The following is a 22,420-nucleotide window of genomic DNA, read 5'->3' as shown; positions in this document are numbered from 1 at the left end:
TGTATTCCAGAGTGGCAGCAAGCCTGCTCGCGAAAGGTGCGTCCAAGGATTAAGCGGTTTCAGGCGCCAGCAACACCCGCGTCACCCGCCGCTCTTCCACAGCCACCACGGTCATCTGCCAGCCTTCGTATTGCAGGCGATCGCCCTTCATCGGCAGGCGATCCAGCAGACTCATCACCAGGCCGGCCAACGTCTGATAATCCTCGGTTGGCTGCGCACCAAATCCGGTACGTTCACGCACACGCGTCAGATTCAGAGCGCCGTTGACCATGAATCCGCCCTGTTCTTCGATCACGTCCGGGCCTTCGATTTCGCTGGCATCGGGCAGTTCGCCGGCAATCGATTCGAGGATGTCGGTCATGGTCAGCACGCCGACGAAGTCGCCAAACTCGTTGACCACAAAAGCAATGTGGGTCGACGCTGCACGCATCTGCTCCAGCGCATTGAGGATCGAATAGCTGTCGAGCAGGTTGATGGTCTTGCGTGCCAGATGTTCCAGGTTCGGCTCAATGCCGCTCAGGTACTCCTTGAGCAATTCCTTCTTGTGCACGAAGCCCAACGGTTCATCCACGGCACCGTTGCGGATCAGCGGCAGACGCGAATAGGACGAGTGCATCAGTTTTGTCCGGATCGTTTCGGCGTCGTCGGCCAGATCGATGGTGTCAACGTCGGCGCGCACGGTCATCAGGTTGCGAATCGGGCGTTCGGCCAGTTGCAGCACGCCACTGATCATCACCCGCTCGCGCCGGTCGAACAGTTCTGCACTCGGGGCTTCGCCGTCATCCAGCAGGTCGGAGATTTCCTCGCCGACCTCCTCCACCTCCAGCTTGCGCCCACCCAGCAGACGCATCACCGCGTGTGCCGTGCGCTCACGTAGCGGGCGCAGGCCTTGCATCGAACGTTTGCGTCGGGCCCGGGCGATCTGGTTGAACACCTCGATCAGGATCGAGAAGCCGATAGCCGCGTACAGATAGCCTTTCGGGATGTGGAAGCCCAGGCCTTCGGCCGTCAGGGCGAAACCGATCATCATCAGAAAACCCAGACACAGCATGATCACCGTCGGGTGCGCATTGACGAAGCGGGTCAGCGGCTTGCTGGCCACAATCATCAGGCCGATGGAAATGATCACCGCGATCATCATCACCGCCAACTCGTCGACCATGCCAACGGCGGTGATTACCGCGTCCAGCGAGAACACCGCATCGAGCACCACGATCTGCGCCACGATCGGCCAGAACAATGCGTAAGCCGCGTTGGTCGAGCGCTGGCCGACGTGGCCTTCAAGCCGTTCGTGCAGCTCCATCGTCGCCTTGAACAGCAGGAACACACCACCGAACAGCATGATCAGGTCACGGCCGGAGAAGCTCTTGCCGAACACCTCGAACAACGGCTGCGTGAGGGTGACCAGCCAGGAAATGCTCGCCAACAGGCCCAGACGCATGATCAGCGCCAGCGACAGGCCGATGATCCGCGCACGATCGCGCTGATGTGGCGGCAGTTTGTCCGCCAGAATCGCGATGAACACCAGGTTGTCGATACCCAGCACCAGTTCCAGCACGATCAGAGTCAACAAGCCTAACCAGGCCGTGGGATCCGCTAACCATTCCATAAAATGTCTCGATCTCTCTTCAGTGAATTCAGGCTGCCGGACACGGCAAAGTGCAACGCGAAGGCTCTGAAGCCGCGTTGTCAACGATAGACGGGTGTCGGAAAACCGGATGCTGCGAGTGCGTCAAGACCGCGCCATGGCGCGAGGAGAAGGTACGACTGGGAGGCTCCAAGAGGGTGTTCATGCAAATCCTGAATGAAAAATGGCCTTGGAGCGTACAGGCTCTGACGACAATTCCTACAGAGCGAAATCATTTCAAAATCTGTATCAACTGACCACTGCCCCCCTGCAGGAGCTGACGCAGGCTGCGATCTTTTGATCTTGACCTTAAAAAACAAATTCAAAAGATCGCAGCCTGCGGCAGCTCCTACAGGGGTATGTCATCGTCCGGCAAAGCGCAACCGCGACAACTGGCGCAAATCCCCCTCCACGTAGTAATCGTTGGTCCAGCTGTCATCCAGCGCCAACGGACTCACCTGCTTCAGCTCGAGTTTTTTCGCGAAATAGCGGAAGCGGTAATGTTCATAAAACCGCAGCAATTCCAGACCATAGCGATCAGCCAGATCGGTGTTGCCGCGAATGATCAGGTAGTTTTCATCATTGCCGTTACTGGCCGAAGTGCTGAGGTTGTGGCTGCCGCTGATAATCGTCGGCCTGTCACTGGTGAAGTCGACGACCACCGCTTTGGTGTGCACCAGCAGGTTGCCCTTCTGACCCTTCATGTTCTCTTTCAGCCAGCCTTCCAGCCCGGTGTTGAGCAAGGCGGTGGCGGCGAATTCGGCGCTGCGGTCGGCATGAAACCCGGTGATGCGGCTGGCGGTGTTTTGCAGGCCGTAACGCAGGATGTCGTCATGGGGCTTGCCAAGCAGCGCATTGAGGATCGCGTCCGGCAAGGTGAATGCCGTGACAAACAGCACGTCCTTGCTGGCGGCCTCGATGATCTCGACAAACTCACGCAAATCGCCGCCACCGCTGCGTGGCGAGAACCCGGCGAACAGCGGCTGCGTCGGATCCATCGGGTTGTGCTCGGTGATCCAGTTGCGCGTCGCAGCAACGTCGGCGGGGTTGGCCCAGACCTCTTCGAACGTTTGCAAATAGCGCGTGGCAATGGTCACGTCATCAAGCGTATGCACCACATTGGCCTGGCGATACACGCCATTGGCGGTGAAATTGGTGCTGCCGCACAGCACCGCCTTCGGTTGACGCTGACCGACGCCATCGACCCGGCTGAGGACGATGAATTTGTCGTGGAAAATGTTGTGAGTGACCCGGCCACGCTTGTTCGCCGCTGGTAATTGGGCAAGGTTCGCTTCATTCAGGGTCGTATCGGGATCATCAGGCTGGGCGTGGTACAGCACGCGCACTTGCACCCCTCGCGCGAATGCCGCGTTCACGGCATCAATGATCGCCTGCAACTGATACTCGTAGATCGCAATGTCCAACGCCCACTGCGCGTCCACAGCCTGCTCGATGAAGCTCAGCAATCGCTCCAGCAGTCCGTTCTCCAGCCACAGGCGCGCCGCGTCGGGCCAGGCTTCGATGGGCAGGTTCTTGTTGGCGCTGATCTGTGCGTCGAGGTCGGGAAATTTGCGCTGAAACGCCTGACTGGCAGCCACGGCGCGATTGAAGATCACGCTCTGATTGGCCGGGTGGCCGTCGTCACTGGTGATGCTCAGCGCGAGCGATTCGCCCAGTAGCGGCGCGTCCGCCGTGCCGTAGGCCAGGTGCACGCGATAGTGCAGGGTCGTGCCCGGGTTGACGGCGTAATCGGCCCAGCGGAATTTCTGCAGCGGTGCCTTATCGCTGGGCGTGGCGTGATATTGCGGGAACGTGTGAACCTTGCCGGGAAACGTCAGGCTGTTGAACAGGAACAACCACGGTTTGTCGCCCTGCTGCTTTTCGATGGCAAACCCGAGCAAGCCATTACGGCGGGGTTCGGCCAAGTCCATGGCGAGCAGCACGCCGTTGGTGCCGGCGTAGGCCTTGACGCGAAAATCGTCCTGAGGATTGGCGACCAGTACCCGCATGATTCACTCCTTGTGATTGGGCTGGGTGGAGCATAGAGCAGCGCTGCAGTTTTTGGTGATCCCGCATGGTCCGAGGCGATACCTTCGCGAGCAGGCTCGCTCCCACAGAGCAAGCGGTGTTCACCAACCTTGCTCGCGAAGAGGCCCGCTCAGACTTCACACATCATCGATATGCCGATATTCCGCATTCAGCACCGCCGCCAATTCCCGCGCCCGCGCCAGACGGATCGGCCCCCGCTCGATGTCGATCAGCAACCCCGGACACTCCAGCGGCAGCAGCGGCGGCAAGGTTTTCAAACGTCCGTCCGTGACCAGCAACAAGCGCTGCTGCTCGGCCGGAAAGCGCTTTTGTCGCTGCATCAGCCATTGCTGCGCCTGCGTCAACGCCGCCACCAATGGCGTGCCGCCGCCCGCGCCCAGTGTCTCCAGCCAGGTGCGCAAGCCACTTGAAGCCTTCAATCCTTGCACCTGCCATTGCGGCGCGCTGCCACTGGCGGTCAGCAAGGCCAGTCGCGCCCTTTGTCGATACGCATCATCAAACAATTGCGCGAGCAACCCCTTGGCATCGCTCAGCGCCTGATGCCGTCGCGTCGAAGCCGACGCATCGACGATCACCAGCCATAACTCATGGGGAGCACGAGTGCGCAGCTGAAACTGCAAGTCCTCACGGGTTTGCGGCCGACCGTTTAGCAGCGTCCCTGGCCAGTTCACCAGACCGCTGCGCGCAGCGTGGCGCTTGCCTTGGCGTCCGTGGTCGAGTCGTCCGGCGCGGGGTCTGGCATTCGCCCCCGCGTCGGATCGGGGACGAATGCCGGTTACTTTTTTGGCCAGCTCGGCACTTCGCGGCGTGCGCCAGTCGCCAGCGCCGGAGCAGGCATGTCGCCCCACTGCCCCTGCCCATCGCTTGGTTCGGCCTGGGTGCTGGTCTGGTTCTGCGCAGATGGTTGAGGGCTGGGCGAAGTGGACCCACGACGGCGATGGCGCAGGGCGAATTCCGCCACCGCATCGATGTCTTGCTCGGCAATCGCTTCGACGCCGCGCCATGCCGCGTGGGCTCGGGCCGCACGCAGCCAGACCAGATCGGCCCGCAAGCCATCGACGCCGGCGGCAAAGCAGCGCTCGGTGATGCTCGCCAAAGCCTCGTCGTCCAGCGCAATGCGCGCCAAGGCGATGCGCGCCTGTTCGCAGCGTTCGCGCAGCGCTTGCTGCTCGGCTTCCCACTGCGCACAGAACGCCTGCGGGTCGCTGTCGAAATCCAGTCGGCGGCGGATGATCTGCCCGCGCTCGGTCGGCGCGGTGTGGCCGCTGAGGGCGACGTTCAGGCCAAAACGGTCCAGCAGCTGCGGGCGCAATTCGCCCTCTTCCGGGTTCATTGTGCCGATCAACACAAACCGTGCCGAATGCCGATGCGAGATGCCATCACGCTCGACCAGGTTGGTGCCGCTGGCCGCCACATCCAGCAGCAGATCCACCAGATGATCGGGCAACAGATTCACTTCATCGACGTACAGCACACCGCCGTCGGCCTTGGCCAGCACGCCGGGAGAAAACTGCGCACGACCTTCACTCAGCGCGGCATCCAGATCGAGGGTGCCGACCAGACGTTCTTCGGTGGCGCCCAGTGGCAAGGTGACGAACTGACCGCTGGCCAGCAGATCGGCGAGGCCACGGGCCAGAGTCGATTTAGCCATTCCGCGTGGGCCTTCGATCAGCACGCCACCGATTTTCGGGTCGATGGCGGTGAGGTACAGCGCGAGTTTCAAGTCATCAGCGCCGACCACGGCGGAGAGCGGGAAATGCGGGATGTCGGTCATCTTCAATACTCGGTCATGGTCGGTGATCTTTCGAAAATCGCTGGGACCACGTTGATCCCAGTGGGAGCGAGCCTGCTCGCGAAAGCGGTGTGCCAGCTACAAAAATACTGTCTGACACGACGCCTTCGCGAGCAAGCTCGCGCCCACAGGGGATTGCGGTGCATCAGGTGTCTTCTTCTATATCCAGCAGCAGGTTTTCCAGTGCTTCTTTATACACGCCGGGTTCCTGCCACATCCCGCGTTGCTGCGCTTCCAGCATGCGTTCGGTCATGTCGCGCAGGGCATGCGGATTGTGTTCACGAACAAAATCCCGGGTCGTCGGGTCGAGCAAATAGGCGTCGGCCAGCAACGCATATTGATGATCGTCGATCAGTTGCGTGGTGGCGTCGAAGGCGAACAGGTTATCGACTGTCGCCGCCAGTTCAAACGCGCCTTTATAGCCGTGACGTTTGACCCCGTCGATCCACTTCGGATTGGCCGCCCGCGAGCGGATCACCCGATTGAGTTCTTCTTTCAGGGTGCGGATTTTCGGCAGATCCGGCTGACTGTGATCGCCGTGATAACTCGCCGCCGCTTCCCCGCGCAGGGTTTCCACCGCCGCGAGCATGCCGCCCTGAAACTGGTAATAGTCGTTGGAATCGAGCAAGTCGTGCTCGCGATTGTCCTGATTCTGCAACACCGCCTGCACCTGGCTCAGGCGCTGGACGAACTGTTCGCGGGCGGCGGTGCCCTCATCCGCCCCGCCATAGGCGTAGGCGCCCCAGTTCAGGTAGACCTCGGCCAGATCCTCGCGACTCTGCCACAGGCGACCGTCGATGGCGCCCTGCACGCCCGCGCCATAGGCACCGGGTTTGGCGCCGAAAATCCGCCAGCCGGCCTGACGTCGCGCCGCGTCGGCATCCAGCCCCGATTGCAACAGCGCCTCGCGCTCGGCACGCACCTTCGCCGCCAGCGGGTTGAGGTCATCCGGTTCGTCCAGCGTCGCTACCGCTTGCACGGCGGCGTCGAACAGACGAATCAGGTTGGCAAAGGCATCGCGGAAAAAGCCCGAGACCCGCAGCGTGACGTCGACCCGTGGCCGGTCGAGCAGGCTCAGCGGCAGAATCTCGAAATCATCGACGCGCTGACTGCCGGTGGCCCACACCGGGCGCACGCCCATCAGCGCCATGGCCTGGGCGATGTCATCACCGCCGGTGCGCATGGTCGCAGTGCCCCACACCGACAGGCCGAGCTGACGCAGGTGATCGCCGTGATCCTGCAAATGCCGCTCGAGAATCAACGTCGCGGACTGGAAGCCGATGCGCCACGCGGTGGTGGTCGGCAGGTTGCGCACGTCCACCGAGTAGAAGTTGCGCCCGGTGGGCAGCACGTCGAGACGGCCACGGCTGGGCGCGCCACTTGGGCCGGCGGGGACGAAGCGGCCGTTGAGGGCGTCGAGCAGACCGCGCATTTCGGCGGGGCCGCAGGCGTCGAGGCGTGGGGCGATGACTTCGCGCAGGTTTTCAATGATCGCCCTCACTTCAGCCCAACACGCCCCTTGTGGGAGCGAGCTTGCTCGCGAAAGCGTCGTGTCAGTCGACATTGATGTACCTGACCCACCGCTTTCGCGAGCAAGCTCGCTCCCACAGGGGATTTGTAGTGCTTGGGCGATCAGTTGAGTAGCGAACAGTTCGAGGCGTTCGCGGGTATCGCCGGCGCTGCGCCAGACTTCGTCGCTGACGCTTTGCAGCTCCGCAGAGCGCGGGCCGTTCCATGGATCGGCAAGGGCGCAATCCAGCGGATCAAAGCTCAATTCAAACGCCTTGGCCAACGCCCGCAGCAGACTCGACTGTGCGCCTTTGCCGTCGCCACGCGGAATGCGCAACAAGGCCAGCAAGGTATCGATACGCAAACGTCCGGTCGGCGATTCGCCAAAGATGTGCAGGCCATCGCGAATCTGCGATTCCTTCAGATCACACAGGTAGGTGTCCAGCCGCGGCAGCCAGATCGCGGCGTCGGCATCACTGTCCAGGCCCGCGTCGAGTTGCAGTTCGCGGTCGATCTGCGTCTCGCGCACCAGTTGCAGAATGTCGCGTTGCAGCTCTCGCGCACGACGCGGATCGAGCAGTTGCGCCTCGTAATATTCGTCGGCCAACAGTTCCAGATTGCGCAACGGGCCGTAGGTTTCGGCGCGGGTCAGCGGCGGCATCAGGTGGTCGATGATCACCGCTTGCGTGCGCCGTTTGGCCTGGGCGCCCTCGCCCGGGTCGTTGACGATAAACGGATAGATGTTCGGCAGCGGCCCGAGCAGCGCGTCCGGCCAGCAATTCTGCGAAAGCCCCACGCCCTTGCCCGGCAGCCATTCGAGGTTGCCGTGCTTGCCGACGTGAATCACCGCGTGCGCACCGTAGGTGTTGCGCAGCCAGAAATAGAACGCCAGATAGCCGTGCGGTGGCACCAGATCCGGGTCGTGATACACCGCACTCGGATCGACCTGATAACCGCGCACCGGCTGAATGCCGACGAAGGTCAAGCCGAAGCGCAGACCGGCGATCATCATTCGCCCGTCGCGGCACATCGGGTCGTTTTGCGGCGTGCCCCAGCGTTCCAGCACTGCCGCGCGATTGGCCTCGGGCAGCGCATTGAACATCGCCAGGTAGGCGTCCATCGCCAGACTTTGCTGACACGGGCGCAGGTCGATGCTGTCGAGGTCGTTGCTGACCCCGCCGAGTAATTGCTGGATCAACGCGGTGCCGCTGTCCGGCAACTCCGCGGTCAACGGAAAGCCGTCGGTCTGCAACGCGCGCAGGATATTCAACGCCGCCGCTGGCGTGTCGAGGCCGACGCCATTGCCGATGCGACCGTCGCGGGTCGGGTAGTTGGCGAGAATCAGTGCGATGCGTTTTTCAGCGTTCGGCAGCCGCGCCAGATCGCTCCAGCGCCGGGCCAGTTCAGCGACGAAATCCATGCGCTCGGGTTGCGCCCGGTAGCAGACCACGTCGGACTGACTGCGCTCGCTGCGCCAGGCCAGATCCTTGAAGCTGACCGGCCGGCTGATGATGCGCCCGTCAAGTTCCGGCAAGGCAATGTGCATCGCCAGATCCCGTGGCCCCAGCCCCTGTTCGCTGTCGCGCCAGCCCGGCTCGTTGTCCTGGGCGCAGATCGCCTGAATCACCGGAATATTGCGCCGGAACGGCCGCAGGTGCGGCGCTTCCGGGCTGGATTGCGCGAAGCCGGTGGTGTTGAGGATCACCGCAGCTTCGACCTCATCCAGCCAGTCCTCGACCACCGACAGACAGCCGGGTTCTTTCAGGCTGGCGACGGCGATCGGCAACGGATTGAGCCCCGCCGCCTGCAAGCGCTGGCAGAACACATCGATGAACGCGGTGTTCGCCGCTTGCAAATGCGAGCGATAAAACAACACCGCCGCGACCGGTTGACCGGGCAGCCATTCGGCTTGCCAGTCGCTCAGTGCGGCGGTGTTTTTCTGTGGGTGGTAAATCGCCGTGCGCGGCAACGCTTGCGGCTCGTCCCAGACGTAGTCGCGCGCCAGCCAGCGGTTGGCCAGGCAATGGAAGAAGCCCAGCGCATTGCCCATGCCGCCCTGACGCAAAAACTGCCAGAGACGGTCGCGATCTTCGGCGGGTACGGTGCTCAGGTCACTGAGTTCCGGGTCCGGACGGTCATCCCCCGGTACCAGAATCACCTGCACGCCGCGCTCGGACAATTCCACCAGACGCTCGACGCCATAACGCCAGTAGGCGATGCCGCCATGCAGCGAAATCAGGATGACCTTGGCGTGCCGCAGCACCTCATCGACATACAGATCGACCGAAGCGTGATTCTGCACCTGCATCGGATTGGCCAGGCGCAGGCTCGGGTAATCCTCGGGCAGTTGCTGCGCCGCTTCGGCGAGCAGCGCCAGGCTGGAGTCGCCGCTGCACAGGATCACCAGCTCGGCGGGGGTTTGTCCAAGGTCGGCAATGTTGTCATCCGACACGAAACCGCCGGGCTGGGTCCTGAGCAGGTGCATGGCTTAAACGCTGAGCGCGGCGCGCAGTTGCGCTTCGAGTTGCGCAGCGTCGAGTTCCTGACCGATCAACACCAGACGAGTGACGCGCGCTTCGTCTGCGCCCCACTGGCGGTCGAAGTGCTTGTCGAAACGCGTGCCCACGCCTTGAATCAACAGGCGCATCGGCTTGTTCGGAATCGCCGCGAAGCCCTTCACACGCAGGATGCCGTGCTGCACAACCAGTTGCGTCAGTGCGTCGAGCAGCAGGCTTTCGTCGGCTTGCGGCAGTTCGATGGAGATCGAATCGAAGGCGTCGTGATCGTGGTCATCGTGGTCGTCATCACCGTCGTGGTGGTGATCGTGATGGCTGTGACGGCTGTCGATGTGTTCTTCGGATCCGGCACCGAGACCAATCAACACGTCCAGCGGCAGGCGACCGTTGCTGGCTTCGATGATTTTTACTGCTGGCGGCAGTTCTTCAGCGACTTCGGCGCGAACGCGAGCGAGGTCTTCCTGGCTGGTCTGGTCGGCCTTGTTGAGGATCACCAGATCGGCGCTGGCCAGTTGGTCGGCGAACAATTCATGCAGCGGCGATTCGTGATCCAGGTTCGGATCGAGTTTGCGCTGGGCATCGACCTGATCCGGGAACGCAGCAAAGGTCCCGGCGGCCACGGCCGGGCTGTCGACCACGGTGATCACCGCGTCAACGGTGCAGGCGCTGCGGATTTCCGGCCACTGGAAAGCCTGGACCAAGGGTTTTGGCAGGGCCAGACCGGACGTCTCGATCAGAATGTGATCGAGATCGCCGCGACGGGCGACCAGTTCGCGCATCACCGGGAAGAACTCTTCCTGCACCGTGCAGCACAGGCAGCCGTTGGCCAGTTCGTAGACGCGACCGGTGGCTTCTTCTTCGGTGCAGCCGATGGTGCATTGCTTGAGGATCTCACCGTCGATACCCAGCTCGCCGAACTCGTTGACGATCACCGCGATACGGCGGCCCTGAGCGTTGTCGAGCATATGGCGCAGCAAGGTGGTTTTGCCCGAGCCGAGGAAACCGGTGACGATGGTGACGGGGAGTTTGGCCAGTGTTTTCATCGGATGCCCTTTGGCAAGTGGCGGGCATACGGGACGAGATCCGCTGCGGGCGTGCGCGCGGAAGAATTCGCCACCGGATCACCCCGCCCGGTTGTAGTGAGAAATCTGTCACGAGGCAGGTCTCCTGGCTGACGGTGTTCAGGCCATGGACCTGGCATTCGCTGCGCCTTCCCGCGGGCTCAGTGGATTGAGCTGGCAGTGGCGTGGCAACGAACTTCACCGTTCACAGTTGCGGGGGCAGCCGCGGCTTTGACCGCGTTCCCTTCTTAGCTTCGGCGTGGGCCGAAGAACCTCGAAGGTGCAAGGCTACGCATGGGTTCGTGATGGGTCAATGGGAGGTTGGTTTTGTGGGCATATCCGTTGCTGCGGTTATGGCCGCTTAGGGTTCCGCCCTTACGGCGGGTCACTTTTTCCAAACGCCGAAAAAGTAACCAAAAAGGCTTCCCCCGGCGTACGGCACTTCGCTGAGGCTCAGTGTTCCCTCGCTACGGTGTCCATCCGGGGGCATCGCCTACGGTTTGCTTCGCTGCACCTCCTCTCGATGTATGCGGCTTCGCCGCATGGCGCTGCGCGCCTTCCCCCTGATGGACACCTTCGCTCGGCCTGCCGAAGGGGCTGAAGGTCAAAAGCCACATCAAAAGCCAGAGCCAAAGCCAAAGCCAAAGCAGATCAAAAGATCGCAGCCTTCGGCAGCTCCTACATGGGATTGTGTGTTTTCAGTTAGAAATTGGTCGGCTGTCAGGCCGCCATCGCTGACAAGCCAGCTCCCACAACTTTATTCGTGCACACCCCCTGCGGCGAAGCCGCCCCACTCAACACGATGAGCGTTAGCTCGAGTACCGCTCTTGATCTGAGGGCCCGTCGGCAGGCTGAGTGGAGGGGTTTATCCGGGGGTGGGAGCGCAGCGACCGTTTGGCGCAGCCAAACACAGCGAGAGGAGGTGCAGCGAAGCAAACCGTAGGCGCTGTACCCCGGATGAATCCCGGAGCGAAGGAACCCGAGCCTAAGCGAGGGCCGAACGTCAGGGCATAGACCTTTTGGTTACTTTTGGGGCGTTTGCCAAAAGTGACCCGCCGTAAGGGCGGAACCCTAAGTGGCCGTTACCGCAGCAACGGATCCACCCACAAAATTGACTAGTTTCCCCAACCCATGCTCTCCTACACAACTTGTTACGGGTGCCCTTCACAGGGTGAAACGGGAAACCGGTGAATCATGTGCTTTACTCAAAGCCATGTCAGTCCGGTGCTGCCCCCGCAACGGTAAGCGAGCGAAGCGTCGAATCCACTGTGCCATTGCGGCATGGGAAGGTGACGCTTGCAGGTCGGCCTGACGCCAACCCCTCGTGAGCCCGGAGACCGGCCCGCAACACACAGCGCGCATTTTGCGTCGCTGAACATAACAAACCCGCGGTGGGCGGGCGCTGTTCGAACCTCTGCGTGCGCGACTCGCAGGGGTTTTCATGCGCTCTATATCACCCGCTGACACTCCAGAGGGAAGCGCCATGTCGATCATCAGCAGCACCGGCAGCAACACCGACAACATCTCCAGCACCGCCACTTTGAGCCAACGCCTGACCGCCGCCATTTTCGCGTCGATCCTGGGCGCCAGCCTCGTTTACTTCGCCGGTTTCTCGCACATCGAAGCGGTGCACAACGCCGCTCACGATACCCGCCACAGCGCCGCGTTCCCGTGCCACTGAGACCTGCCGACATGATCAAGCGTATCGCGCAAACCGCAGGGTTCACCGGCCTGCTGGCTGCCCTGCTGCTAACGTTGCTGCAAAGCTTCTGGGTCTCGCCACTGATTCTGCAGGCTGAAACCTTCGAAAAATCCGAACCGGTGGCCGTTCACGAACACGCCGCCGGTACGGCCGCACACACTCACGACGCTGAAGCCTGGGAGCCGGAAGACGGCTGGCAGCGTGTGGTCTCGACCACCGGCGGCAATCTGGTGGTGGCGGTCGGTTTCGCCCTGATGCTCGCCGGCCTGTACACCCTGCGTGCACCGACCAAAACTTCGCAGGGCCTGCTCTGGGGCCTGGCCGGTTACGCGACCTTCGTCCTCGCGCCGACCCTCGGCCTGCCGCCTGAACTGCCGGGCACCGCTGCCGCCGATCTGGCGTCGCGGCAAACGTGGTGGATCGGCACCGCCGCTTCCACTGCAGTCGGCCTGGCCCTCATCGTGTTCAGCCGTCACTGGCTGATGAAGCTGCTGGGCGTGGCGATCCTCGCCGTGCCGCATGTGATCGGCGCGCCGCAACCGGAAGTGCATTCGATGCTCGCTCCGGAAGCCTTGGAAGCCCAGTTCAAAATCGCTTCGCAGCTGACCAACGTGGCGTTCTGGCTGGCCTTGGGCCTGATCAGCGCCTGGTTGTTCCGCCGCAAAAGCACTGGTCAATACCACGCATGACCGATGACCGCGCAGCGCCGACCCTGGTGGTCGGCCTGGGCTGCCAGCGCGGCTGCCCGGCCAGCACGCTACGCGCGTTACTCGATCAGGCGTTGCAGGCGCATCGTATAGAACTCGAGGCGGTCAAGGCCCTGGCCAGCATCGACCTGAAACGCGATGAACCCGGTCTGCAGGAACTGGCCAGCCAACTGGCGCTGCCGCTGTTGTATTTCAGCAGCGAAGAATTGGCCATTTACCAGCAGCGACTGAGCCATCACTCGCAGATTGCCTATGAGCGCACCGGTTGCTACGGTGTGGCGGAAAGTGCCGCCCTGGCCCTGGCCGAGCAGTTGATTCAGGCACCGGCAAAGCTGCTGATTTCCCGGCAGAAATACGCTCAGGCGACACTGGCATTGGCCGGCGCTGCGTAAATTCCCGATAATCCCCCTGTTTGATCATGAGCAATCTTCATCTGAAGCGTTGCCCTGCCCCGTTTTTCACAGGATGTCTTCATGACCGTCTACTTCATCGGCGCCGGCCCCGGCGACCCGGAATTGATCACCGTCAAAGGCCAGCGACTGATTCGCAGTTGCCCGGTAATCATTTACGCAGGCTCGCTGGTGCCGGCCGCCGTGCTCGAGGGACATCAGGCGGAAACGGTGGTCAACAGCGCCGAATTGCATCTGGAGCAGATCATTGAATTGATCACAACCGCCCACGGCAAGGGCCAGGACGTGGCGCGGGTGCACTCGGGTGATCCGAGCCTGTACGGCGCGATTGGCGAGCAGATACGGTATTTGCGCGAGTTGAATATTCCGTTCGAAATCATCCCCGGCGTCACCGCCACCGCAGCCTGTGCAGCCTTGCTTGGCGCCGAGCTGACGCTGCCGGATGTGTCACAGAGCGTGATTCTGACCCGCTATGCGGACAAGACCGCGATGCCCGCCGGCGAGGAACTCGGCGATCTGGCACAACATGGCGCGACCATGGCGATTCACCTGGGGGTCAATCATCTGCAGAAAATCATCACTGAATTGCTGCCGCATTACGGCGCGGATTGCCCGATTGCAGTGATTCACCGGGCGACGTGGCCGGATCAGGACTGGGTGGTGGGTACGCTGGAGGACATTGCGGCGAAGGTTGCGGCCAAGGGGTTTCGGCGTACGGCGTTGATTCTGGTGGGTCGGGTGCTGGGCAGTGAGGTGTTCAGCGAGTCATCGTTGTATCGCGCGGGGCATGCACATCTCTACAGACCCTGAGTCAGATGAGTTTTGTGGCTGGATAAAGAACCTGTGGTGAGGGGATTTATCCCCGATGAACTGCGCAGCAGTTCCATTTCTTGGGCTGCTTCGCACCCCATCGGGGATAAATCCCCTCGCTACAAAAGGACATAAAAAAACGGCGCTCACGGGGCGCCGTTTTTCATGTTCGCAGTGAACACCTTACTCAGTAGTAGGCGTTTTCTTTCTGCGTGTGGTCGGTCACGTCGCGCACACCTTTGAGCTCTGGAATACGCTCGAGCAAGGTGCGCTCGATACCTTCCTTCAGGGTCACGTCGGCCTGGCCGCAGCCCTGGCAGCCGCCACCGAACTGCAGCACGGCAATGCCGTCCTCGACCACATCGATCAGGCTGACCTGACCGCCGTGGCTGGCCAGCCCCGGGTTGATTTCGGTTTGCAGGTAATAGTTGATGCGCTCGTTGACCGGGCTGTCGGCGTTGACCATCGGGACTTTGGCGTTTGGCGCCTTGATGGTCAGCTGGCCGCCCATGCGGTCGGTGGCGTAGTCGACGACGGCATCGTCGAGAAACGCTTCGCTGAACGAGTCGATATAGGCGGTGAAGCTTTTCAGCCCCAGCGCGGTATCTTCAGGTTTTTCTTCGCCCGGCTTGCAGTAGGCAATGCAGGTTTCGGCGTACTGGGTGCCAGGCTGGGTGATGAAGACGCGGATGCCGATACCCGGGGTGTTCTGCTTGGAGAGCAGATCGGCCAGGTAATCGTGGGCGGCGTCGGTAATGGTAATAGCGGTCATGGAAACTCCTCGCAGGCTTGGGCGCAGTTTACGCCAATCATTGCGCCGGACAAAGTCCTAGTATTTTTGTCGGGAAAGATTCTCGACCGGTACGCGCAGCGGTTCACCATCGATCCGTGCTTTAAGCCACCGATAGCTGCGTTTTTCCACCCATTCGTAGCTCAACCATGACCCCACAGCGATGGCCACCGCGCAGACGATGAACATCAGATACGGGTTGACCCCGTAACGCCGCGCGATAAAACCGCCAACCGACAGCACCAGCACATGCATCAGATACACCGAATAGGAACAGTCGCCGAGCCATTTCATCACGCGATTGTGCTCGACGTAGCGCTCCAGTGCCATGCACGCCATCACCAGCACCGCGCTCGGAATCCCCCAGTTCAACAACCTTGGCGCCGGCGTCAGGTGGTAAACCGCTGTCAACGCGGCCCCCATCGCCAACAGCGGCAGCCATAAACCTGCACCGATCCAGCCCCGGCGATAGAGCACGCCAATGCCGATTCCCAGCAAAAATTCGTAGACGATGTCCGAACGGTAAAACTCGTTGATCCAGCCAAACGCCTGACAAACCGAAAACAGCAACGCGCCAACCACCAGCAAGCGCACCTGCCAGCGGAACACCAGCGCACAGGCGAACAACACATAGAAAAGCATTTCGTAATTGAGCGTCCAGCCGACATTCAGCGTCGGATAGATCCCATAACCGCCGGGATTTTGCGCAGGAATGAATAGCAGCGACAGCAGGACATGCGCCCAGTCCACCGTCTGATCCGGTAACAGCGGCCGGGCGAACACCACCAGCAAGGCCATCAGCAGCGTGTACAGCCAGTATGCCGGGACGATGCGCGACAGCCGATACAGCAGAAACCGTGCCGGAGGCAACGACTTGCTTTCGGTAGACAGGAAAATCACCAGCCCGCTGATGACGAAGAAGACATCGACGCCGACTGCGCCTTTATCAATGAAGAACTGCCCGACCGGGCCGCGCGCCTTGAAGTCGAAGAAAATCTGCATGAAGTGATGGCAGACCACGGTCCACGCGGCAAGCGCCCGCAGGGCCTGCACTGAAATCAACATGATCGGCTCCCGTGCACAATGCCTGAATCACCTCCGGTCTCCTGTAGGAGCTGCGGCACGCTGCGATCTTTTGATCTTTGTTGTTAAAGAATCAAAAGATCGCAGCCTCGTTGCACTCGGCAGCTCCTAAAGGGGCTTTGCGGTGTTGCTTGGAGTTGGGACAGCAGGTCGATCTCAACGATCAAAGATTCTCGTAGCGGTTCATGTCCAGCACGCCCTCTTCCACCGGTTCGGTTTCGTGGATGTACTGGCTCAGGTCGTGAAAATAGAACCAGAATTGCGGATGACTGCGACGGATCCCCCAACGTTCGACGATTTTCTCGAAGCGATCGGCATCCTTGGCGCTTTCCATCGCATCGACAAACTCCGGAACTTGCGCGGCCGGAATGTTGAACATGAAATTCGGGTAACTGCTGAGCACGCCCGGATAAATGGTCAAGGTGTCGAGTTCCGGCTGATAGCGCAGGGATTCGCCCAACAGAAACGCCACGTTGCTGTGCGCACGGTTGCGCAGCAAGCTGTAGACCTCGCGTTTGCCGCTGCGGGTTTCGATGCGCAGCAAGGTGGCTTCCGGCAATTGGTCGATAACCTTCAGACCGGCGGCCGGTCGTGACGTCAGGCGGCTCAGCGCCTGTTCGGCGTTCTGCAGCGCCGGGTCGATATTCGGTCGCGAGCAATAGGCGCCGTCACAGCGGTTGATCGGATCCGGCCGCGCATTGAGGTCGCCGTAGCGTGCCAGCAGTTGCATGGCGAAGTCGTATTTCGGGTCCTTCGGATCGAGCTTCAGCCCGGTCGGTTTGTCGTCGTCAATGGCTTCGTAGTCGAGCCACATCTTGAACTGGCCGCTGCTCTGATACCAATCGTCGAGATAGTCCTCACGGGAATCGGCCGGCATCAGACGCAGGAAGTTCTGTTCGGCGCCGTTGCGGATCAGGTCGAAATACAGACGGGTCTGCGCCTGATGGGAGACGTTGCCGAACACATCGAAGTTGACCGCCAACTGGTAATAGGTGCGTTCCAGCAGCGGATAGTCGAACAGCCACATCGTTTGCGGCACTTCGCCGATCAGGCCTTTGGTCACCGAAGCGCTGTCGAAGTGGCGGAAAATGCTCAGCAGCGCGTTGTCGTTGCCGGCCCACAGGGTCGACCAGCTCGGCGGCGGTTGGTCAGCGTAGCTGTCGCGGCGCAGGGCTTCGTATTCGTTGCGCTTGTTGCGGTAGTTGTGCCACAGGCTCAGGACACTGCCGACGTCATCGTTCTGCCCCGGCATTGCCAGCAACGGCGTGGCCTGGCCGCGATAGTTGGGGTCGGTGATGTACAGATCGTGTTCCGGGGCCTGGAACAGCGCCCAGAAGTTATCGCGGATCACATCCGTCGCAATCTGCCCACGGCACACCGGCCCGCGAATGAAGGTGCGGACGAAGTATTCGGCATTGTCGAGCATGAACTGGTAGCGCGCCTGCACCGGAATCGCTTCGAACGTGGCGAACGGGTTGGCCCGGCTCTGCGGCCCGTACCCCGGTAGCGCGTTGACTTGCCAGTTGCCGCTGTAGAACAGGCTTTTGACCCGCGCCATCTTCGCCGCGCTCAGCGGATAAGTGATGTGAGTCTTGTGCACGATCACCCCTTGCACCGGCCACAGGCGGTAATAAACCTGAGTGCCCGGGTCGTCATTCGGGCGTCGGGTGGCGATCAGGTCGATCGGCTGCCCGGTCGGCGTGCGCGAACGCACCCACTGGAAGTAGTGCCCCGGCTCGCCGTCCTTGAAATAGATATGGGCGAGGAACCAGTGTTCGAACAACCAGCGCCCGACCAGACTCTGCCGCGCGCCCGGGGTGTTGAGCAGGTTTTCCCACTGCACGATTTGCAGCGCTTCTTTGGCGCTTGGGGCCAGGCCTTGCTCGTCGATCGGCGCACCGGACGCCAGCCAGCGTTGCAGGGTCTGGTATTGCTGATCGGTGAGGCCGGTCACCGCCAGCGGCATGCCTTCTTTCGGATGGGCGCCGGCATAGCCTTCAAACTCGGCGGGCATCGCACACAGGTTTTCCCGTTGAAGGCCGAGGACAATCTCTTCCGGCAACCTGGCATTCGGGGTCAGCGGGGTTTTGTGGCCCAGTTCCAGCATGCGCGCCATCAGCGCCGCCTGACTGCCCTGAGCGTCGAGCACCGAATAGAAGCCCTTCTGCTGCCACGCACGTTTGCCGAAAGCGTCATAGAACAGTCGCGTGGTCGGCGCGGCCTGGGTGCGCTCGCCGTCGTAGACCGGCATCTTGCTCGCGCCACGGCCAGCGCCTTCACCGCTGCCCAGATTGAGCTGGCACGCCGAGTCGTAGCACGCATGGCAGGCCACGCACTTCTCGGTGAAGATCGGCTGGATGTCTCGGGTGTACGAAATAGCAGGAGAAATCGCGGGTTCCTGCGCCACGACGCCCCAGCTTAAAAACAGCAAGAAAATGCTGATGACGCGGTACGACATGCCCTTGATCCCGATCCAGAAAAAAACGCCCGCGATTCTACAGTATGACGCCCGTACCAACATGAGCGATATTCATGCAAAAGCGGCACATGCTCCAAAAGCGCACAGGTTTGCTATGATCCCGGCCCTTCGTCATGGTCTTTTCGAGTAGTCCCAATGTCCGATCGCAGCGTCCGCCTTCAAGCTCTCAAGCAAGCCCTCAAAGAGCGCATCCTGATACTCGATGGCGGCATGGGCACGATGATCCAGAGCTACAAGCTCGAGGAGCAGGATTATCGCGGCAAACGCTTCGCCGACTGGCCGAGCGACGTCAAGGGCAACAATGACCTGTTGGTGATCACGCGTCCGGACGTGATCGGCGGCATCGAAAAGGCTTATCTGGATGCCGGCGCCGACATTCTGGAAACCAACACCTTCAACGCCACGCGCATTTCCATGGCTGACTACGGCATGGAAGAACTGGCGTACGAATTAAACGTAGAAGGCGCGCGCCTGGCGCGCAAGGTGGCCGACGCCAAGACCGCCGAGAACCCGGACAAGCCACGCTTCGTCGCCGGCGTACTCGGCCCGACCAGCCGCACCTGCTCGCTGTCGCCTGACGTCAACAATCCCGGCTACCGCAACGTCACCTTCGATGAACTGGTAGAAAACTACACCGAAGCCACCAAAGGCCTGATCGAGGGCGGCGTCGACCTGATCCTGATCGAAACCATCTTCGACACGCTCAACGCCAAAGCCGCGATCTTCGCCGTACAAGGCGTCTTCGAAGAACTGCACATTGAACTGCCGATCATGATTTCCGGGACCATCACCGATGCGTCCGGCCGCACCCTCTCGGGCCAGACCACCGAAGCGTTCTGGAACTCGGTGGCCCACGCCAAGCCAATCTCGGTCGGCCTCAACTGCGCCCTCGGCGCCAGCGAACTGCGTCCGTATCTGGAAGAGCTGTCGAACAAGGCCAGCACTCACGTGTCGGCGCACCCGAACGCCGGTTTGCCGAACGAATTCGGCGAGTACGACGAATTGCCGGTGGACACCGCCAAGGTCATCGAAGAATTCGCCCAAAGCGGTTTCCTCAACATCGTCGGCGGTTGCTGCGGCACCACTCCGGGCCACATCGAAGCCATCGCCAAAGCCGTCGCCGGTTACGCGCCGCGGCAGATTCCGGACATCCCCAAGGCCTGCCGCCTCTCGGGTCTGGAGCCGTTCACCATTGATCGCAGCTCACTGTTCGTCAACGTCGGCGAGCGGACCAACATCACCGGCTCCGCGAAGTTCGCCCGTCTGATCCGTGAAGACAACTACACCGAAGCCCTGGAAGTCGCCCTGCAGCAGGTCGAGGCCGGCGCCCAGGTGATCGACATCAACATGGACGAAGGGATGCTCGATTCGAAGAAGGCCATGGTGACCTTCCTCAATCTGATCGCCGGCGAGCCGGACATCTCCCGCGTGCCGATCATGATCGACTCGTCGAAATGGGAAGTCATCGAAGCCGGTCTGAAGTGCATTCAAGGCAAGGGCATCGTCAACTCGATCAGCATGAAAGAAGGCGTCGAGCAGTTCATCCATCACGCCAAGCTGTGCAAACGCTACGGCGCGGCAGTGGTGGTCATGGCCTTCGACGAAGCCGGCCAGGCCGACACCGAGGCGCGCAAGAAAGAGATCTGCAAACGCTCCTACGACATTCTGGTCAACGAAGTCGGCTTCCCGCCGGAAGACATCATCTTCGACCCGAACATCTTCGCCGTGGCCACCGGCATCGAAGAACACAACAATTACGCTGTGGACTTCATCAACGCCTGTGCCTACATCCGCGACGAGCTGCCGTATGCGCTGAGCTCCGGCGGCGTGTCCAACGTGTCGTTCTCGTTCCGCGGCAACAACCCGGTGCGTGAGGCGATCCACTCGGTGTTTCTGCTGTATGCGATCCGCGCCGGCCTGACCATGGGTATCGTCAACGCCGGTCAGCTGGAGATCTACGACCAGATCCCGCAGGAACTGCGCGACGCCGTCGAAGACGTGATCCTCAACCGCACGCAGGAAGGCACCGACGCCCTTCTCGCCATCGCCGACAAGTACAAGGGCGACGGCAGCGTCAAGGAAGCCGAGACCGAAGAGTGGCGCAGCTGGGACGTCAACAAGCGTCTGGAGCATGCGCTGGTCAAGGGCATCACCACCCACATCGTCGAAGACACCGAAGAGTCGCGCCAGTCATTTGCCCGCCCGATCGAAGTCATCGAAGGCCCGCTGATGTCCGGCATGAACATCGTTGGCGACCTGTTCGGCGCCGGCAAAATGTTCTTGCCGCAGGTGGTGAAATCCGCCCGTGTGATGAAGCAAGCCGTGGCGCATTTGATCCCGTTCATCGAACTGGAAAAAGGCGACAAGCCGGAAGCCAAGGGCAAGATCCTGATGGCCACGGTAAAAGGCGACGTGCACGACATCGGCAAGAACATCGTCGGCGTGGTGCTGGGTTGCAACGGCTATGACATCGTCGACCTCGGCGTGATGGTTCCGGCGGAGAAAATCCTCCAGGTCGCCAAGGAAGAAAAGTGCGACATCATCGGCCTGTCCGGCCTGATCACCCCGTCGCTGGACGAGATGGTCCACGTTGCCCGCGAAATGCAGCGTCAGGATTTCCATCTGCCGCTGATGATCGGTGGCGCGACCACGTCCAAGGCGCACACCGCCGTGAAAATCGAGCCGAAGTACAGCAACGATGCAGTGGTCTACGTGACCGACGCCTCGCGTGCGGTCGGCGTCGCGACGCAGTTGCTGTCCAAGGAACTCAAGGCCGGATTCGTCGAGAAGACCCGCGCCGATTACGTCGACGTGCGTGAGCGCACCGCCAACCGCAGCGCCCGTACCGAGCGCCTGAGCTACGCGGCGGCGATCGCCAAGAAGCCGCAGTTCGACTGGGCCAGCTACACGCCGGTCAAACCGACCTTCACCGGCACCCGCGTGCTGGACAACATCGACCTCAACGTGCTGGCTGAATACATCGACTGGACGCCGTTCTTCATCTCCTGGGACCTGGCCGGCAAGTTTCCGCGCATCCTCGAAGACGAAGTGGTCGGTGAAGCCGCCACCGCGCTGTACAAGGATGCGCGTGAAATGCTCACCAAGCTGATCGACGAGAAGCTGATCAGCGCCCGTGCGGTGTTCGGTTTCTGGCCGGCCAATCAAGTGCATGATGACGACATCGAGCTGTACGGCGATGACGGCAAGCCCATGGCGCGCCTGCATCACTTGCGTCAACAGATCATCAAGACCGACGGCAAACCGAACTTCTCGCTGGCCGACTTCGTCGCGCCGAAAGACAGCGAAGTGACCGATTACGTCGGGGGGTTCATCACCACCGCCGGCATCGGCGCCGAAGAAGTGGCCAAGGCTTATCAGGACGCTGGCGACGACTACAACTCGATCATGGTCAAAGCCCTCGCCGACCGTCTGGCGGAAGCTTGCGCCGAATGGCTGCACCAGCAAGTGCGTAAAGAACACTGGGGTTATGCCAAGGACGAAGTGCTGGACAACGAAGCGCTGATCAAAGAGCAGTACTCCGGTATCCGTCCGGCACCGGGTTACCCGGCCTGCCCGGATCACACCGAGAAGGCCACGCTGTTCACCCTGCTCGATCCTGAGGCCAGCGAAATGCGCGCGGGCCGCAGCGGCGTGTTCCTCACCGAACACTATGCGATGTTCCCCGCAGCCGCGGTCAGCGGCTGGTACTTCGCGCACCCGCAGGCGCAATACTTTGCCGTGGGCAAGGTCGACAAGGATCAGGTGCAGAGCTACACCTCGCGCAAAGGTCAGGAACTGAGCGTGACCGAGCGCTGGCTGGCGCCGAACCTCGGTTACGACGAATAAGCGCGACGGTCACTCCACGGATCAGCCGGGGAGTGACCG

14 protein-coding genes and 2 riboswitches are annotated in these 22,420 nt (G+C 61.4%); of the genes, 5 read left to right on the top strand and 9 right to left on the bottom strand.

The annotated features are described in order from the left end of the window. Positions 1-49: 49 nt before the first annotated feature. The 6 genes from HXW87_RS16020 to cobW form a co-directional block, all read right to left on the bottom strand. A complete protein-coding gene (locus HXW87_RS16020; RefSeq protein WP_239776559.1) occupies positions 50-1,609 on the bottom strand; it encodes a TerC family protein in 1,560 nt (519 codons plus the stop codon). A gap of 380 nt (positions 1,610-1,989) precedes the next feature. Beyond that, a complete protein-coding gene (locus HXW87_RS16015; RefSeq protein WP_239776557.1) occupies positions 1,990-3,636 on the bottom strand; it encodes a phospholipase D-like domain-containing protein in 1,647 nt (548 codons plus the stop codon). 156 nt (positions 3,637-3,792) lie between these two features. After that, positions 3,793-4,524: a VWA domain-containing protein gene (locus tag HXW87_RS16010; protein WP_239776556.1), complete on the bottom strand. Its 732-nt coding sequence runs from the start codon at positions 4,522-4,524 to the stop codon at positions 3,793-3,795. Next, a complete protein-coding gene (locus HXW87_RS16005; protein WP_239776555.1) occupies positions 4,452-5,450 on the bottom strand; it encodes an AAA family ATPase in 999 nt (332 codons plus the stop codon). The genes HXW87_RS16010 and HXW87_RS16005 overlap by 73 nt, the downstream gene beginning before the upstream one ends. 163 nt (positions 5,451-5,613) lie before the next feature. Further along, positions 5,614-9,462 carry a cobaltochelatase subunit CobN gene (gene cobN, locus HXW87_RS16000; RefSeq protein ID WP_239776554.1) on the bottom strand — a complete coding sequence of 1,283 codons (3,849 nt, stop codon included), beginning with the start codon at positions 9,460-9,462 and terminating at the stop codon, positions 5,614-5,616. A gap of 3 nt (positions 9,463-9,465) precedes the next feature. Then, positions 9,466-10,536: a cobalamin biosynthesis protein CobW gene (gene cobW, locus HXW87_RS15995; protein ID WP_047294811.1), complete on the bottom strand. Its 1,071-nt coding sequence runs from the start codon at positions 10,534-10,536 to the stop codon at positions 9,466-9,468. A gap of 96 nt (positions 10,537-10,632) precedes the next feature. Then, a riboswitch (cobalamin riboswitch) is annotated at positions 10,633-10,846 on the bottom strand. An 846-nt stretch (positions 10,847-11,692) separates the two neighbouring features. After that, a riboswitch (cobalamin riboswitch) is annotated at positions 11,693-11,915 on the top strand. A gap of 122 nt (positions 11,916-12,037) precedes the next feature. Between cobW and HXW87_RS15990 the strand changes: the two genes are divergently transcribed. The 4 genes from HXW87_RS15990 (at position 12,038) to cobM (ending at position 14,183) form a co-directional block, all read left to right on the top strand. Continuing rightward, positions 12,038-12,235: a CbtB domain-containing protein gene (locus tag HXW87_RS15990; RefSeq protein WP_047291469.1), complete on the top strand. Its 198-nt coding sequence runs from the start codon at positions 12,038-12,040 to the stop codon at positions 12,233-12,235. An 11-nt stretch (positions 12,236-12,246) separates the two neighbouring features. Beyond that, positions 12,247-12,945 (top strand): CbtA family protein, encoded by a 699-nt coding sequence (locus HXW87_RS15985; RefSeq protein ID WP_239776553.1) that lies wholly within the window; start codon positions 12,247-12,249, stop codon positions 12,943-12,945. Next, complete coding sequence (locus HXW87_RS15980) at positions 12,942-13,355, top strand: cobalamin biosynthesis protein (RefSeq protein WP_047291465.1); 414 nt, start codon at positions 12,942-12,944, stop codon at positions 13,353-13,355. Before HXW87_RS15985 ends, HXW87_RS15980 begins: the two co-directional genes overlap by 4 nt. Before the next feature lie 81 nt (positions 13,356-13,436). After that, the gene (gene cobM, locus HXW87_RS15975) at positions 13,437-14,183 is read left to right on the top strand and encodes a precorrin-4 C(11)-methyltransferase (RefSeq protein ID WP_239776552.1); all 747 of its coding nucleotides are present in this window, start codon (positions 13,437-13,439) and stop codon (positions 14,181-14,183) included. A 187-nt stretch (positions 14,184-14,370) separates the two neighbouring features. On the opposite strand, the gene nfuA is transcribed toward cobM, so the two are convergent. From nfuA to HXW87_RS15960, 3 genes are all read right to left on the bottom strand, one after another. Beyond that, the gene (nfuA, locus tag HXW87_RS15970; protein WP_003225494.1) at positions 14,371-14,955 is read right to left on the bottom strand and encodes a Fe-S biogenesis protein NfuA; all 585 of its coding nucleotides are present in this window, start codon (positions 14,953-14,955) and stop codon (positions 14,371-14,373) included. 57 nt (positions 14,956-15,012) lie between these two features. Beyond that, positions 15,013-16,038, bottom strand: a complete 1,026-nt coding sequence (locus HXW87_RS15965) for an acyltransferase (protein WP_239776551.1) — start codon at positions 16,036-16,038, stop codon at positions 15,013-15,015. 181 nt (positions 16,039-16,219) lie between these two features. Next, entirely contained in the window at positions 16,220-18,514 is a 2,295-nt protein-coding gene (locus HXW87_RS15960) for a fatty acid cis/trans isomerase (protein ID WP_239776550.1), read from the bottom strand. Positions 18,515-18,670: 156 nt separating this feature from the next. Here HXW87_RS15960 and metH point away from each other — a divergent pair, with 156 nt between their 5' ends. After that, complete coding sequence (gene metH / locus HXW87_RS15955; protein WP_182401443.1) at positions 18,671-22,381, top strand: methionine synthase; 3,711 nt, start codon at positions 18,671-18,673, stop codon at positions 22,379-22,381. The last annotated feature ends 39 nt before the right edge of the window (positions 22,382-22,420 follow it).

The sequence above is a fragment of the Pseudomonas sp. Y5-11 genome (assembly GCF_022368695.1).
GTDB classification, from domain to species: domain Bacteria; phylum Pseudomonadota; class Gammaproteobacteria; order Pseudomonadales; family Pseudomonadaceae; genus Aquipseudomonas; species Aquipseudomonas parakoreensis.
This window is presented reverse-complemented; position numbering and strand designations above follow the sequence as displayed.